Annotated in this window: 12 protein-coding genes and 1 pseudogene; 7 read left to right on the forward strand and 6 right to left on the reverse strand. The window is 66.7% G+C overall.

The genetic code is table 11. The features are described from left to right. The 3 genes from AYB31_RS10515 to phnE form a co-directional block, all read left to right on the forward strand. A partial coding sequence (locus tag AYB31_RS10515) for a phosphonate ABC transporter ATP-binding protein (protein WP_068828401.1) occupies positions 1-573 on the forward strand: 573 nt, incomplete at its 5' end. Between the two features lie 187 nt (positions 574-760). Further along, complete coding sequence (locus AYB31_RS10520) at positions 761-1,588, forward strand: PhnE/PtxC family ABC transporter permease (protein WP_068828404.1); 828 nt, start codon at positions 761-763, stop codon at positions 1,586-1,588. Then, a complete protein-coding gene (phnE, locus tag AYB31_RS10525; protein WP_068828406.1) occupies positions 1,585-2,352 on the forward strand; it encodes a phosphonate ABC transporter, permease protein PhnE in 768 nt (255 codons plus the stop codon). Before AYB31_RS10520 ends, phnE begins: the two co-directional genes overlap by 4 nt. A gap of 162 nt (positions 2,353-2,514) precedes the next feature. Here phnE and AYB31_RS10530 read toward each other — a convergent pair whose 3' ends face one another. Both AYB31_RS10530 and arfB read right to left on the reverse strand, forming a co-directional pair. Next, on the reverse strand, positions 2,515-3,480 hold the full coding sequence (locus AYB31_RS10530; RefSeq protein WP_068828408.1) for a sensor domain-containing diguanylate cyclase: 966 nt from the start codon (positions 3,478-3,480) through the stop codon (positions 2,515-2,517). 52 nt (positions 3,481-3,532) lie between these two features. Next, on the reverse strand, positions 3,533-3,946 hold the full coding sequence (gene arfB / locus AYB31_RS10535) for an alternative ribosome rescue aminoacyl-tRNA hydrolase ArfB (protein WP_068828410.1): 414 nt from the start codon (positions 3,944-3,946) through the stop codon (positions 3,533-3,535). 190 nt (positions 3,947-4,136) lie between these two features. Here arfB and AYB31_RS10540 point away from each other — a divergent pair, with 190 nt between their 5' ends. Then, the gene (locus tag AYB31_RS10540; protein WP_068828412.1) at positions 4,137-5,381 is read left to right on the forward strand and encodes an MFS transporter; all 1,245 of its coding nucleotides are present in this window, start codon (positions 4,137-4,139) and stop codon (positions 5,379-5,381) included. 88 nt (positions 5,382-5,469) lie between these two features. Then, positions 5,470-7,734: a glucosylglycerol-phosphate synthase gene (gene ggpS / locus AYB31_RS10545; RefSeq protein ID WP_068828414.1), complete on the forward strand. Its 2,265-nt coding sequence runs from the start codon at positions 5,470-5,472 to the stop codon at positions 7,732-7,734. Between the two features lie 258 nt (positions 7,735-7,992). Here ggpS and AYB31_RS10550 read toward each other — a convergent pair whose 3' ends face one another. The 4 genes from AYB31_RS10550 to edd all read right to left on the reverse strand — a co-directional run bounded on the left by AYB31_RS10550 (position 7,993) and on the right by edd (position 11,466). Further along, entirely contained in the window at positions 7,993-8,409 is a 417-nt protein-coding gene (locus tag AYB31_RS10550) for a VOC family protein (RefSeq protein ID WP_068828415.1), read from the reverse strand. A gap of 10 nt (positions 8,410-8,419) precedes the next feature. After that, positions 8,420-8,842 carry a YciI family protein gene (locus tag AYB31_RS10555; RefSeq protein ID WP_068828416.1) on the reverse strand — a complete coding sequence of 141 codons (423 nt, stop codon included), beginning with the start codon at positions 8,840-8,842 and terminating at the stop codon, positions 8,420-8,422. Between the two features lie 93 nt (positions 8,843-8,935). After that, entirely contained in the window at positions 8,936-9,646 is a 711-nt protein-coding gene (gene pgl / locus AYB31_RS10560; protein ID WP_068828417.1) for a 6-phosphogluconolactonase, read from the reverse strand. Further along, positions 9,643-11,466, reverse strand: coding sequence for a phosphogluconate dehydratase (gene edd / locus AYB31_RS10565; RefSeq protein WP_068828418.1), 1,824 nt, complete (start codon positions 11,464-11,466; stop codon positions 9,643-9,645). Before edd ends, pgl begins: the two co-directional genes overlap by 4 nt. Before the next feature lie 135 nt (positions 11,467-11,601). Between edd and AYB31_RS10570 the strand changes: the two genes are divergently transcribed. Both AYB31_RS10570 and AYB31_RS22285 read left to right on the forward strand, forming a co-directional pair. Next, entirely contained in the window at positions 11,602-12,645 is a 1,044-nt protein-coding gene (locus tag AYB31_RS10570; RefSeq protein ID WP_068828419.1) for a metal-dependent hydrolase, read from the forward strand. Positions 12,646-12,696: 51 nt separating this feature from the next. Continuing rightward, a pseudogene (locus AYB31_RS22285) lies at positions 12,697-13,449 on the forward strand (HAMP domain-containing protein); the annotation flags it as partial. Positions 13,450-13,502 lie beyond the last annotated feature (53 nt).

Consider the following 13,502-nt stretch of genomic DNA (forward strand, 5'->3'; position numbering starts at 1 on the left):
CAGCGCCTGCGCGCGCGCATCGGCCTGATCCACCAGGCGCCGCCGCTGCCGCCCCGGCAGCGCGTGGTCACTGCCGTGCTGGCCGGCAAGCTCGGCCAGTGGGGCCTGGGCAAGAGCCTGCTCAATCTGCTGCACCCCGTCGATATCCCCGGTGCCCGCCAGGAACTGAGCAAGCTGGATCTGGCCGACAAGCTGTTCGCCCAGTGCCAGCAGCTCTCCGGCGGCCAGCTACAGCGGGTCGGCATCGCCCGCGCGCTGTACCAGGCCCCCGAGCTGCTGCTGGCCGACGAGCCGGTCTCGGCCATGGACCCGGTGCTGGCCGACCACACGCTCAGCGTGCTGTGCCGGCATGCCGAGACGCACCGGGTCACCCTGATCGCCAGCCTGCACGCGGTGGACCTGGCCCTGGCGCACTTCCCGCGCATCGTCGGCGTGCGCGACGGGCAGATCGCCTTCGACCGCCCGGCCAGCGAAGTTACCCCGGAACTGCTCGACGCCCTCTATGCCAACGAGCAGTTGGTGTCGCCGCAGGTACCGGCAGTAACCCTGAGCCTGCAGATTCCGCGATGCTGAACCCAATGCCGCGAATGTCACCTGTAGGAGGGGCTGGGCAGCACTCCACCTTGGCCGCGATGCCTCTACAGGCGCTCGGGCTGCACAGTGCCACACCGTGGGAGCGGCTTCAGCCGCGATGCCTTTACGCTGCCCCATTCGCGGCTAAAGCCGCTCCCACAAAGCCATCCCACCTCAGGGCAGCCCTATGCTAAGCCGCGATAACCGCGACCCCGCCGCCCTGCCCCGCCTGCTGCTGACCGTGATGGCCGTAGCCCTGCTGTGGCCGGGCATCCAGCTTGCCGAGCTGAACCCGGGCGTGCTGCTGCAGGCCGACAGCCAGAGCGAAATGGGCCGTTTCGTTGCCGCATTCTGGCCACCGGCGCATGGCCCGGACTTCCTCCAGCTGTTGCTGGACGCCACCCTGCAGACCCTGGCCATCGCCACCGCCGGCATGGCCCTGGCGCTGCTGGTGGCGATTCCCGCTGGCCTGGCTGCAAGTCGCGCGCTGTCGCTGACCGCCGCCTCCCGCAGCGGTCGCCCGAGCGCCCTCGGCCAGGCGCTGCGCTGGCCGGTGCGTGGCCTGCTGATCTTCCTGCGCAGCGTGCCGGAGATCGTCTGGGCGCTGCTGTTCGTGCGTGCCGTCGGCCTCGGCCCGACCGCCGGCGTGCTGGCCATCGCCATCACCTACGCCGGCATGCTCGGCAAGGTCTACGCGGAAATCTTCGAGTCGGTCGACCAGCGCCCGGCCCACGCCCTGCTACAGGCCGGCAGTGGCCGCCTGGCCGCCTTTGTCTACGGCATCCTGCCGAATGCCGCCGCCGAACTGACCTCCTACACGGTGTACCGCTGGGAATGCGCGATCCGCGCCTCGGTGGTGATGGGTTTCGTCGGTGCCGGCGGCCTGGGCCAGCAGATCGACCTGTCGCTGCGCATGTTCGCCGGTGGCGAGGTCGCAAGCATGCTGCTGACCTTCCTCCTGCTGGTGCTGCTGGCCGACCAACTCAGCCGCGTGCTGCGCGGGAGGCTGGCATGAAGCGCCTGGGCAATCTGGCGCTGCTGCTGGCGATCCTCGTCGCCGTCGCCGCGTCGTTCGCCTACCTGGGCCTGGATCTGGCGGCGCTGGGCGAGGGCGACAACCTGCGGCACATGGGTGCCTACGCCGCACGCTTCCTGCAGCCCGACCTGAGCGCCACGCACCTGCTGGCCATCGGCCGTGGCGCCCTGGAAACCCTGGCCATGTCGGCCCTCGGCACCCTGCTCGCCGCCGTACTCGGCCTGCTGCTCGCGTTGCCGGCGGCCGGGCGCTTCGGCTGGCCGCTGCAAAGCCTGGTGCGCCTGCTGCTCAACGGCCTGCGGGCAATTCCGGAACTGGTGTGGGCGGCGCTGATGGTGCTAGCCGCCGGCCTGGGGCCAAATGCCGGCACCCTCGCCCTGGCCCTGCACACCGCGGGAGTCTTGGGCCGGTTGTTTGCCGAGGCCCTGGAGAACACCCCACGAGAACCGGCCGAGGCCATCCGTTTGCAGGGTGGCAGCCAGATCGCCGCGTTCTGCTACGGCACCTTGCCCAACCTGTGGCCGCAACTGCTGGCCTACTCGCTGTACCGCTGGGAAAACAACATCCGCATGGCCAGCGTGCTCGGTTTCGTCGGCGCCGGCGGCCTGGGGCAGATGCTCTACGTCAGCCTCAGCCTGTTCCAGGAGGCGCAGGCCAGCACGGTGATCCTGGCCATGCTGGTGCTGGTGTTCGCGGTGGATGCTCTGAGCGGCTGGACACGCCAGCGCTGGGTCAGGGCCTGAGCAGAACGCGCAGCGACTCGTCATCTGAACCATCGCGCTGAAACCGGCAGCTTGCGTCGCGCCTGAGGAGCCGCATTCCAACCCGCGCACGCCCTTCGCTGGATTCTCGCTTACGCGGGAATGACGAGGCAGACGACCGACGTTGCCACGCCCGCAGCGATCCTAGGCCTTGCTGGCCTTCGCTTCGCTGCCACCACAGTGGCCATGCTGTAGGCGATCGCGGCCCTGCTGCTTGGCCTGGTAGAGCAGGCGATCCACGGCCTCGACGAAGGTCAGGGGCGTGTCGTTGGCCTCCGGAATGATGGTACCGACGCCCAGGCTGATGGTCAGCAATGGCGCCACATTGGACTGATCGTGGGGTATGCGCAGCTGGCGCACCAGTTGGCGGCAGCGTTCGGCGACTTTCTGCGCCGACACGGCATCGGTCTCCGGCAGCACCAGCACGAACTCTTCGCCACCGTAACGCGCCACACAGTCACGCGGGCGCACGCCGGCCTCCTGCAGGGTCTGAGCGACGCGCCGTAGGCATTCGTCCCCCTGGATATGGCCGTAGTGGTCGTTGAACTGCTTGAAGTAGTCGATATCCAGCAGGATCAGCGACAGCGGCCGGCGCGTGCGCTGGGCGCTGCTCCACTCGATATCCATGATCGAATCGAACATGCGCCGGTTGTTGATGCCGGTCAGGCCATCCTGATAGGAAAACGCCTCCAGCTGTTTCTGCAGGCGCAGCAGCTCTTCTTCGGTCTTCTTGCGCTCGCTGATATCGAACATGAAGCCGACCAGCGCCTCGGTCTCGCCGGCCTCGTTGCGTAGCACATGCACCACGTCGCGAATCCACACGTAATCGCCACTGGCAGTCAGCGCGCGGTAGTCGGCCTCGTGATCGATGCCGCTCTGCGATTGGGTGATACAGAAGTTGACTACCTTTTCGCGGTCTTCCTCGTGAATACGCTCGGCCCAGTCGTTGGCGCTGATCCAGCTCTGCTGCGTCCAGCCCAGCAGCTGTTCGATCTGCGGGCCGATGTAGGCGAAGGTCATGCTCGCCCAGTCGATCTTCCAGGGAATCGCCTTGGTCGACTCCAGCAGGGTCTTGTACACGGCGCTGTCGGCCTGGAAGGGATCGCTCATGAGCGGGGCACCACAGGAATGGACGTTAGCCAGAGGCTATGCCGGCAGGGCCCTAGAAGTCCACCTTGCCGCGCCCGGCCTTGATCGCGCCGCGCTTGCTCTTGCCCTCCAGACGGCGCTTCTTCGAACCCAGGGTCGGCTTGGTCGGGCGCCTGGCCTTCTCGGTCTTGCCGGCGCTGCGGATCAGCTCGGCCAGGCGCTCCAGGGCGTCGGCACGGTTCTGTTCCTGGGTGCGGTACTGCTGGGCCTTGATGATCACCACGCCGCCCTCGGTAATGCGGCTGTCGCGCAGCTGCAGCAGGCGTTCCTTGTAGAACGGTGGCAGCGACGAGGCCTGGCTGTCGAAACGCAGGTGCACCGCGCTGGACACCTTGTTGACGTTCTGCCCGCCGGCGCCCTGGGCCCGAATGGCGGTCAGCTCGACTTCGGCATCGGGCAGATGGACGCTGTTGGAAATCACCAGCATGGCGCGGTCTTCATGGCAAACGGCGGCCAAGGATAACCCGTAGCCGCCTGCAGCAGGTCGACAGCGAACGACAGCCGCCTCGGAAAGGATCTTTCGAAATTATAATTAGTCTTTATAAATCAAATGTTTATATACAGAAATTAGATAGTCGGGGTTGCCATGCCCGTCCGCATTCCCTAGGGTAAAAAGCATGTGGCCCCAGATCGCACCCATCAGCTCCTTGCTGAGCGGAGTCGCACTGCTTCTGCTCGGCAACGGCCTGCTCAACACTTTGCTCACACTCAAGGGGGCGGCTGAAGGGTACTCGACGACCATGCTCGGACTGATCATGTCGGGCTACTTCGCCGGTTTCTTCATCGGCATCTGGGTCGGCGGCCCGCTGGTTCGCCGAGTCGGCCATATTCGCGCCTTCGCCTTCTGTGCCGCCCTCGCCGCCATCTCCGCCCTGCTCCATGTACTGATCGTGAACCCCTGGGTCTGGCTGCTGTTGCGGGTGCTCTACGGCATCGCCCTGATCAGCCTGTACATGGTCATCGAGAGCTGGCTCAACGCCCGCGCCACCAGCGAGAACCGCGGCAAGATCTTCGCCCTGTACATGGCGGTCAACCTCGGTGCCCTGGCCCTCGGCCAGCAATTTCTGCACTTCGATACCAGCCTGAGCTTCGCCCTGTTCACCGTCGCCGCGATCTTCATCGTCTCGGCGCTGATGCCGGTGACGCTGACCCGCCAGATGCAACCCAGCCTGCCGGAAGCGCCGAGCAGCAACCTGCGCGAGCTGTTCGCCATCGCCCCGCTAGCTCTCGCAGCGTCGGGCCTCTCCGGCCTGTCGCTGAGCGGCTTCTGGGGTATGGCCCCAGCCTACGCCAACCTGCTGGGCTTCGACGCCGGCGGCGTCGGCCTGCTGATGACCGCCACCATTCTTGGCGGCGCCCTGCTGCAGTGGCCGATCGGCCGCTTCTCCGACACCCACGACCGACGCTGGGTCATGTTCTGGGTCGTGACACTGGCCGTGATCACAGCCATGGCCATGGCTCTGGTACCTGCCGGCAAGTTGCTGCTCGGCCTGTTTTTCCTCTGGGGCGGCCTGTCCTTTGCCATCTACCCCCTGGGCGTGGCGCAACTGATCGACCAGTTGCAACCGGACGAAATCCTCGCCGGCTCCGGCAGCCTGCTGCTGGTCAACGGTGTCGGTGCCGCCTGCGGGCCGCTGCTGGTCGGCGTGCTGATGGAGCAGTTTGGCGCCATAGCCCTGCCGCTGTACTTCGCCGCCACCCTGGCCCTGCTGGCCGGCTACACCCTGTACCGCCTGCGCCATGTCAGCGACCTGATCAGCGGCGACCAGGCCCACTTCATGCCCATGCTGCGCACCAGCCCGACTGTGCTCGAGCTGATGCCCGATGCCCCGCCACAGGAGCACAACGAAACCACGTCTTGATGACGTCCGAAGGCTGCTTCGGCAAGGCCCCGAGCCTACCCCAAGCAGCCAGAACCAGGCCCTTAGGGCCATTCTGGAGAAACACGCCATGCTACTCGCCACCGACCTGGACGGAACCTTCCTCGCCGGCGACCCGGAAGATCGTCTCAGCCTCTACCAGACCATCGTCGCCCACCCGGAAATCCGCCTTGCCTATGTCACCGGGCGCAGCCTGGAAGCGGTACTGCCGCTGCTGGCCGATCCGACCCTGCCGCAACCCGACTTCATCATCGCCGACGTCGGCGCCAGCCTCTACGACGGCCAGACCCTGCAACCCATTCAGCCCCTGCAAGGACAGATCGACCTGCGCTGGCCTGGCGAATCGCAGGTTGCCCAGGCCCTGGCCGGTTTTGCCGACCTGGAGCGCCAGGACGTACCCCAGGCCCGCCGCTGCTCCTACTTCTGCACCCCGGAGCGCGCCGCCGACCCGGCCCTGCTGGAGGCCGCCGAGGCGCTGGATTGCGACCTGCTGTACTCGGCCGAGCGCTATCTGGACTTCCTCCCGCGTGGGGTCAACAAGGGCTCCAGCCTGCAGGCCCTGGCCGACTGGCTGGAGCTGGAACACGACCAGGTACTGGCCGCCGGCGATACCCTGAATGACCTGTCCATGCTCAGCTCCACCTTCAAGGGCGTCTGCGTCGGCGCCTCCGAGCAGGGTCTGCTGGAGGCCACCTGCAACCACTCACGCACCCTGCACGCCACCCGCACCGGCTGCGGCGGCATCCTCGAGGCATTCGCCCACTTCGGTTTCCTCGGCGAGCACGGCATCGCCGCCGAACGCCGCCAGGCCGCGCAACCGGGCAAAGCCGATCTGGTGATCGTCTACCACCGCCTGCCCTACGAGGAGCATCGTGTCGACGGCAAGCTGCAGCGCCGTCGTCCGACCTCGCCCAACGGCATCATTCCGACCCTGCTGAGCTTCTTCGCCGACGGCCGCAAGGGCTCCTGGGTCGCCTGGGCGGTACACGAAGAAGACAACAGCGAGGCCTTCGACACCCATACCACGGTGGACGCCGAGCGCTACCCGCGGCTGACCGCTGCGCGGGTGCCACTGAGCAAGGAGAAGGTCGACATCTTCTACAAGCGCTTCTCCAAGGAAGCCTTCTGGCCGACCCTGCACACCTTCTGGGAGCGCGCCACCTTCAACGAGGACGACTGGCTGGTGTTCTGCGAGGTTAACCGCGCCTTCGCCGAACGCACTGCCCTGGAGGCCGCCGAAGGCGCCGTGGTGTGGCTGCACGACTACAACCTGTGGATGGTCCCGGCCTACCTGCGCGAGCTGCGCCCGGACCTGCGCATTGCCTTCTTCCACCACACCTACTTCCCTTCCGCAGACGTGTTCAACGTGGTGCCCTGGCGCCGACAGATCGTCGGCAGCCTGCTGCAGTGCGACTACATCGGCTTCCATATTCCGCGCCAGGTGGAGAACTTCGTCGACGTGGCACGCGGTGTGTTCCCCCTCAAAACTCTCGACCGGCAGAACTGCGCGCCGCGCTTCCTCACCTACGGCTGCGCCGTGGGCCTGGAGCGCATGACCACCGCCCTGGACACCGGCACCCGCACGGTCAAGCTCGGCGCCCACCCGGTAGGGCTGGATATCGAGCGGGTCCGCAATGCCCTGGAAGCACCGAAGATCAAGGAACTGATGACGCGTCTGCGCGAGGACCTGGCCGGGGTCAAGCTGATCCTCTCGGTAGAGCGCCTCGACTACACCAAGGGCATCCTGGAAAAGCTCAACGCCTATGAGCGCCTGCTGGCGGAAAACCCCGAGCTGCTGGGCAAGGTCACTCTGGTGACCGTGTGCGTGCCGGCGGCCAAGGAAATGACCATCTACGACGAGCTGCAGAACCAGATCGAGCAGGCGGTGGGCCGTATCAACGGCCGCTTCGCCCGCATCGGCTGGACGCCACTGCAGTTCTTCTTCCGCAGCCTGCCCTTCGAGGAAGTCAGCGCCTGGTACGCCATGGCCGACGTGATGTGGATCACCCCGCTGCGCGACGGTCTGAATCTGGTGTCCAAGGAGTTCGTTGCCGCCCAGGGCCTGCTCGGCGGTAGCGGCGTGCTGGTGCTCTCGGAGTTCGCCGGCGCCGCCGCCGAGCTCAAGGGCGCTTTGCTGACCAACCCGCATGACCCGGTGGACCTGACGCAGACCTGTTACCTGGCCCTGAACCTGCCCAAGGCCGAGGCCCAGGCGCGCCTGCGTGAGCTGTTCGACACCGTCTGCTACAACGACATCCGCCGCTGGGGCGACGACTTCCTCGACGCAGTCGGCCTGAACGACAGCCAGCCAGCCTCGCTGGAACTGGTGAGCTGACGGACGCCGGTCTTCAACGATGCCTGGCCTGTGCGCAGCCAGCTGCGCGCAGGCCAGATCGCGTTATGTGCTGTAGCGGCACCTAACTCGGTTTCGCCTGCACTCAGCTCTTGTAGGAGGGGCCTTGGCCGCGACACAAGCCGCGCGACTTAGCCCCAGGCTCCGCTATCGCGGCTAAAGCCGCTCCCACTGTGTGATATGCCTTTGCCGGCACGGTTGGGCAGGTTTTTTGCGGGTACGGAGCATTTGCCTAAGCGCTCAGACCTGGCAGTCGCCCGAACAGTTGATCATCCAGGGCACGCCGAAACGGTCGGTGAGCATGGCGAAGCCCTCGGCCCAGAAGGTGCGCTGCAGCTCCATCTGCACGCTGCCGCCAACGCCGAGCGCGCGGTACAGGCGCTCGGCCTGGGGCATGTCCTCGGCCTGCAGGGAAATGTGGCAGCCCTTGATGCCGTCGTAGGGATCACCCGGCATGGTGTCCGAGCCCATGAGCAACTGGCCGTCGCGATTGAGACAGGCGTGCAGGGTGCGCTCGCGGTGCTCGGGAGCGATCTCGCCGCATTGCGGGTTATCACCGAACGGCATCACCTGCAGCTCGCCGCCGATGGCCTCGGCGTAGAAGCGGAAGGCTTCGGCACACTGGCCGTCGAAAATCAGGTAGGCATGGATGTTCATCACAGGCACCTCATTGCTCGGCCATGCGCGAGCGCAGCTGCTCTTCCTGCTCACGCAATTCGGGGGTGAATTCGGCGCCGAAGTCCTCGGCCGAGAAAACCTGGCGAATCTCGATTTCCGAATCACCGGGCATCGGGTTAGGGCAACGCTTGACCCACTCGATGCACTCGGCCAGCGAGGCCACTTCCCACAGCCAGAAGCCAGCGACCAGCTCCTTGGTCTCGGCGAAGGGCCCGTCGATCACGCTGCGCTCGGCACCGGAGAAGCGCACACGGGCGCCCTTGCTACTCGGATGCAGCCCCTCGCCAGCCTGCATGACGCCGGCCGCCACCAACTCCTCATTGAACTGGCCCATCGCCGTGAGCAGTTCCTGGCTGGGCATCACGCCATTTTCCGAGTCTTGGGTCGCCTTGATCATTACCATGAATCGCATCGTCTTCTCCCTGTGCTGACGCCACCACCGCGGTGGCTCTCATTCATTGGTCGAACGAGATTCACATAGATCGACAGGCCGCAGAAAAATTTTTCAGGGGCAGTAATGAATCTGCAGTGGCGCTCGCAAAAAGGCGCGAATTGGCAGGTCCAGACCATCCTCGGCCAGGGCCCGCTTCAGGGTTTCCAGCTTGCTCTGGCCCTGGATCGCCAGCATGGGCAGACGGGCGCCGGCCAGTACCCGCCGGGTCAGGCTCAGGCGCTGCCGCGGCTCAACCGGTGCCTGCATCGCCAGCACCCGGCGCGGGCAGTCCTCGTGCAAGGCCTCGGCCAGATGGGGGCTACCCGGAAACAGCGACGCCGTGTGGCCATCCTCGCCCATGCCCAGCACCAGCACATCGATCAGCGGTAATCCGGCCAGCGCCTGTTCGGCCCGCTCGGCAGCACGCTCGACATCAGCGGCAGGGTGATACAGACCGAGCATGCGCGCAGACGCTGCGTTCGCCTGCAGCAGATGCCGGCGCACCAGCGCCTCGTTGCTGTCGGGGTGATCCTGGGGCACCCAGCGCTCGTCGGCCAGGCTCACGCTGACCTTGCTCCAATCCAGCGTCTGACGCGCCAGGCACTCGAAAAACGCCATCGGACTGCGCCCGCCGGACACCACCAGCAGCGCCTCGCCGCGCACCTCGATCGCCTGCCGCAAGGCTTCAGCCACCTGCAGCGCCATCGCCTCGGCCTGGGCGCCCGCATCTGCATGCTGATGCGCGAGCACACCTGGCGGTAACGCCAGCTCGGCCAGGTTCACCGCAGGCTTTCCAGGCTGGCGGTAAAGGCACTGGCGCCCTGCTCCGCCGGACTGAAACTGGCACGCATGAAGGCGAACAGTTCGCGGCCGCAACCGACTTCCGGCGCGGGCACGGGCGCCAGCTCGCGGGCTTCCCACTCGTCAGCGCCCACCAGCACGCGCAGTTCACCGCTGCGGCCGTCGACACGAATCACATCGCCATCGCGCACCCGCGCCAGCGCCCCGCCGTCGAACGCCTCGGGACAGACGTGGATAGCCGCGGGAATCTTGCCCGAGGCGCCGGACATGCGCCCGTCGGTGACCAGGGCTACCTTGAAGCCGCGATCCTGCAGCACACCGAGGAAAGGGGTGAGCTTGTGTAGCTCGGGCATGCCGTTGCAGCGCGGCCCCTGGAAGCGCAGCACGGCGACGAAGTCGCGCTCCAGCTCACCCGCCTGGAAGGCATCGGCCAGCGCCTGCTGGTCGTGAAACACCCGCGCCGGCGCCTCGACCACCTGATGCTCGGGTGCCACGGCGGACAGTTTCATCACCGCCCGCCCGAGATTGCCCTGCATCAGACGCAGACCGCCTTCCGGCGAGAACGGCCGCGCCACCGGGCGCAGGATAGTGTCGTCGAGGCTGACGCTCGGCCCCTGACGCCAGACCAGGCGCTCGCCGTCGAGAAAGGGCTCCTCGGTGTAATGGTGCAGGCCGCGTCCGGCCACGGTGTTGACGTCTTCGTGCAGCAGGCCGGCGTCGAGCAGTTCGCGCACCAGCAGGGCCACGCCACCGGCGGCGTGGAACTGGTTGATGTCGGCCTTGCCGCTGGGATAGACGTGGGCCAGGGTCGGCACCACTTCGGAGAGCTCGGCCATGTCCTGCCAGGTCAGCTGGATGCCGGCGGCGCGGGCAATCGCCGGCAGGTGCAGGGTGTGGTTGGTCGAGCCGCCACTGGCATGCAGGGCCACCACCGCGTTGATCAGACAGCGCTCGTCGACGATCTGCCCGAGCGGCAGGTACTGGCCGCCCTGCTGGGTCAAACGCGTTACCTGCTGCGCGGCGGCGCGGGTCAGCGCCTCGCGCAGCGGCGTGCCGGGGTTGACGAAGGAGGCGCCGGGCAGGTGCAGGCCCATGATTTCCATGAGCATCTGGTTGGTATTGGCCGTGCCGTAGAAGGTGCAGGTGCCGGGGCCGTGGTAGGCCTTCATCTCCGACTCCAGCAGCTCGTCGCGGCTGGCCTTGCCCTCGGCATAGCGCTCGCGCACCGCGGCCTTGTCCTTGTTCGACAGGCCGCTGGTCATCGGCCCCGCCGGCACGAACAGCATCGGCAGATGGCCGAAGCGCAGTGCCCCTATCATCAGGCCGGGCACGATCTTGTCGCACACCCCCAGGCACAGCGCGGCATCGAACATGTTGTGCGACAGCGCCACAGCCGTGCTCATGGCGATGGTCTCGCGGCTGGCAATGCCCAGCTCCATGCCTGGCTCGCCCTGGGTTACGCCATCGCACATTGCCGGTACCCCGCCGGCCACCTGGCCCACCGAGCCGACCTCGTGCAGCGCCTGCTTGAGCAGTTGCGGGAAATGCTCATAGGGCTGGTGCGCCGAAAGCATGTCGTTGTAGGCGGTGACGATGGCCACGTTGGCCGCATCCGGCAGACGCAGGGTCTGCTTGTCCGTCGCGCTGCAACCGGCCACGCCGTGGGCGAAGTTGGCACACTGCAGCCTGCCGCGCTGCGGGCCCTGGGCGGCGGCTGTGGCGATCAGCGCCAGGTAGTGCTGGCGGGTGGCGCGACTGCGTTCGATCAGGCGTTCGGTGACTTGCAGAACACGGGGATGCATGGGGCGGACTCCAGGTTTGCCATGCCGACACTTTAACCCCGCAGGCGCCTGAAATCTTTCGTCGGAAAATCCCGGCTGCCAGCGGGCGCTCTCGGCGCTAAGTTAGCGGCCTTGGATCTTCTCGCGAGAAACGCAATGGACTCGATCACCCAGGCCGTCCTCGGGGCCAACATCCAGGGCGCCCTGCTCGGCCGCTGGCAAGGCCGCCGCGCCCTGCTCTACGGCGCCATACTCGGCACCCTGCCCGATCTCGACGTGATCATCGACTACGGCGACGCCGTGGCCGACATGACCTACCACCGCGGCTTCAGCCACTCGCTGTTCGTACTCAGCGCCCTGGCCGTGCTGATCACCTTGCTGGCCCGCCGACTCAGGCCCAACCCCGCCTATTCCACACGGCGATTGTTCTTCGCCGTGTGGCTGGCACTGATCACCCATCCCCTGCTGGACGCCTTCACCAGCTACGGCACCCAGTTGCTCTGGCCGCTGCAGATGCCGCCCATCGCCTGGTCCTCGGTGTTCATCATCGACCCGCTGTACACCGTGCCGCTGCTGGTCGCCGTCATCGTCGGCCTGATTCGTGGCCTGCGCGAACGGCCGCAGTGGCTGGCGATCTCAGCGCTGTGCCTGTCCAGCCTGTACCTGGCCAGCACCCTGGCCGGCAAGTGGATGGCCGAGCAACGGGTCGAGGAGCAGCTGGCGCGCCAAGGCATCCAGGCCGAGCGTCTGTTCAGCACACCGACGCCCTTCAACAGCCTGCTGTGGCGGGTGATCGTGATCGACGGCGAGGACTACCACGAGGCCCTGGTCGGCTGGCTCGACGATACGCCGCCACGCCTGGAGCGCATTCCCCGTGGCACCCATCTCGCCGCAGCACTGGCCAACTCGCCCGGCTACGCCCGGCTGAGCTGGTTCACCGACGGCGTGCTGCGCTTCGACCGCATCGGCGACCAGTTGATCGTCACCGACCTGCGCCTGGGCATGACCGGCTACCACCCCTTCCGCTTCGTCTTCGCCGACTGGCGCGACGGCGCCTGGCAGCCACGCCCCTGGGTGGACCGCCTGCCCTTCAACCGCGGCGAGCCGGCGCAGTTGCTGACGCTGTGGCAACGCATCTGGGACGAGCGCGAACCGATCCAGTTGCTCACCTGGGCCAACGCCCTGCAGAAAAAACCCTGAGCTCGCGACTGGACTAGGCTTGACGAAAAACCGCCAGCCGGAGAGTCCAGCATGAAAATCCGTCAGAAAATGATCGCCTGCGGGGCGATCAGCGTATTCGCCGCGGCCCTGCTCGGCGGTATCGGCTTTTGGGGGCAGATGCGCCTGGCGGCGGCGCTGGCCGAAAACGAGCTGAGCGTCAGCGCCCTGCGCAATCACCTGGAGGGCGACATGATGCACGATGCCCTGCGCGCCGACGTGCTGGCCGCCTTCTACATTCCCCAGGGCGACACCAGCGCTGCCGAACAGGTGCGTGCCGACCTGACGGAACACAGCCAGTGGTTCCAGCGTACCCTGCAGGCTAATGCCCAGTTGCCCTTGAGCGCCGACATCCGCCAGGCCATCGCCCAGTCACAGCCGGCGCTGGCCGACTATATCGGCCAGGCCAGCCGCATCGTCGACCTGGCCCTGGCCGACCCGCAGAGCGCACGCGAGCAGATGGCAGCCTTCGACAGCAGCTTCGGCGAGCTGGAGGAGAAGAACGAGGCCCTCAGCGAGCTGATCGAACAGCACGCCGCGCAGACTCGCAGCGAAAGCGAAGCGGCGGTCACCCAGGCCGCCTGGCTGCTGGTCGGCGGCATCGTGCTGGTGTGCCTGCTGCTGTGCCTGCTCACCGGCCACCTGATGAAGGCCGTGCTGCGCCCGCTGGCCAAGACCATCGCGGCAGCCCGCGCCATCGCCCAGGGCAACCTGCGCAGCACCATCCAGGTCGACAGCAATGACGAAGCCGGGCAACTGCAACAGGCCCTGGCCGACATGCAGGGCAACCTGCGGCAGATGATCGAAAGTATCCGCAACCAGGGCGAACAACTGCAGGA

Source organism: Pseudomonas sp. BMS12, from assembly GCF_001592875.1.
Taxonomy (GTDB): domain Bacteria; phylum Pseudomonadota; class Gammaproteobacteria; order Pseudomonadales; family Pseudomonadaceae; genus Aquipseudomonas.

Coding starts and splice junctions, on each gene's coding strand:
- AYB31_RS10520 (WP_068828404.1), top strand. CDS start 761: ATGCTAAGCCGCGATAACCGCGACCCCGCCGCCCTGCCCCGCCTGCTG.
- phnE (WP_068828406.1), top strand. CDS start 1,585: ATGAAGCGCCTGGGCAATCTGGCGCTGCTGCTGGCGATCCTCGTCGCC.
- AYB31_RS10530 (WP_068828408.1), bottom strand. CDS start 3,480: ATGAGCGATCCCTTCCAGGCCGACAGCGCCGTGTACAAGACCCTGCTG.
- arfB (WP_068828410.1), bottom strand. CDS start 3,946: ATGCTGGTGATTTCCAACAGCGTCCATCTGCCCGATGCCGAAGTCGAG.
- AYB31_RS10540 (WP_068828412.1), top strand. CDS start 4,137: ATGTGGCCCCAGATCGCACCCATCAGCTCCTTGCTGAGCGGAGTCGCA.
- ggpS (WP_068828414.1), top strand. CDS start 5,470: ATGCTACTCGCCACCGACCTGGACGGAACCTTCCTCGCCGGCGACCCG.
- AYB31_RS10550 (WP_068828415.1), bottom strand. CDS start 8,409: ATGAACATCCATGCCTACCTGATTTTCGACGGCCAGTGTGCCGAAGCC.
- AYB31_RS10555 (WP_068828416.1), bottom strand. CDS start 8,842: ATGCGATTCATGGTAATGATCAAGGCGACCCAAGACTCGGAAAATGGC.
- edd (WP_068828418.1), bottom strand. CDS start 11,466: ATGCATCCCCGTGTTCTGCAAGTCACCGAACGCCTGATCGAACGCAGT.
- AYB31_RS10570 (WP_068828419.1), top strand. CDS start 11,602: ATGGACTCGATCACCCAGGCCGTCCTCGGGGCCAACATCCAGGGCGCC.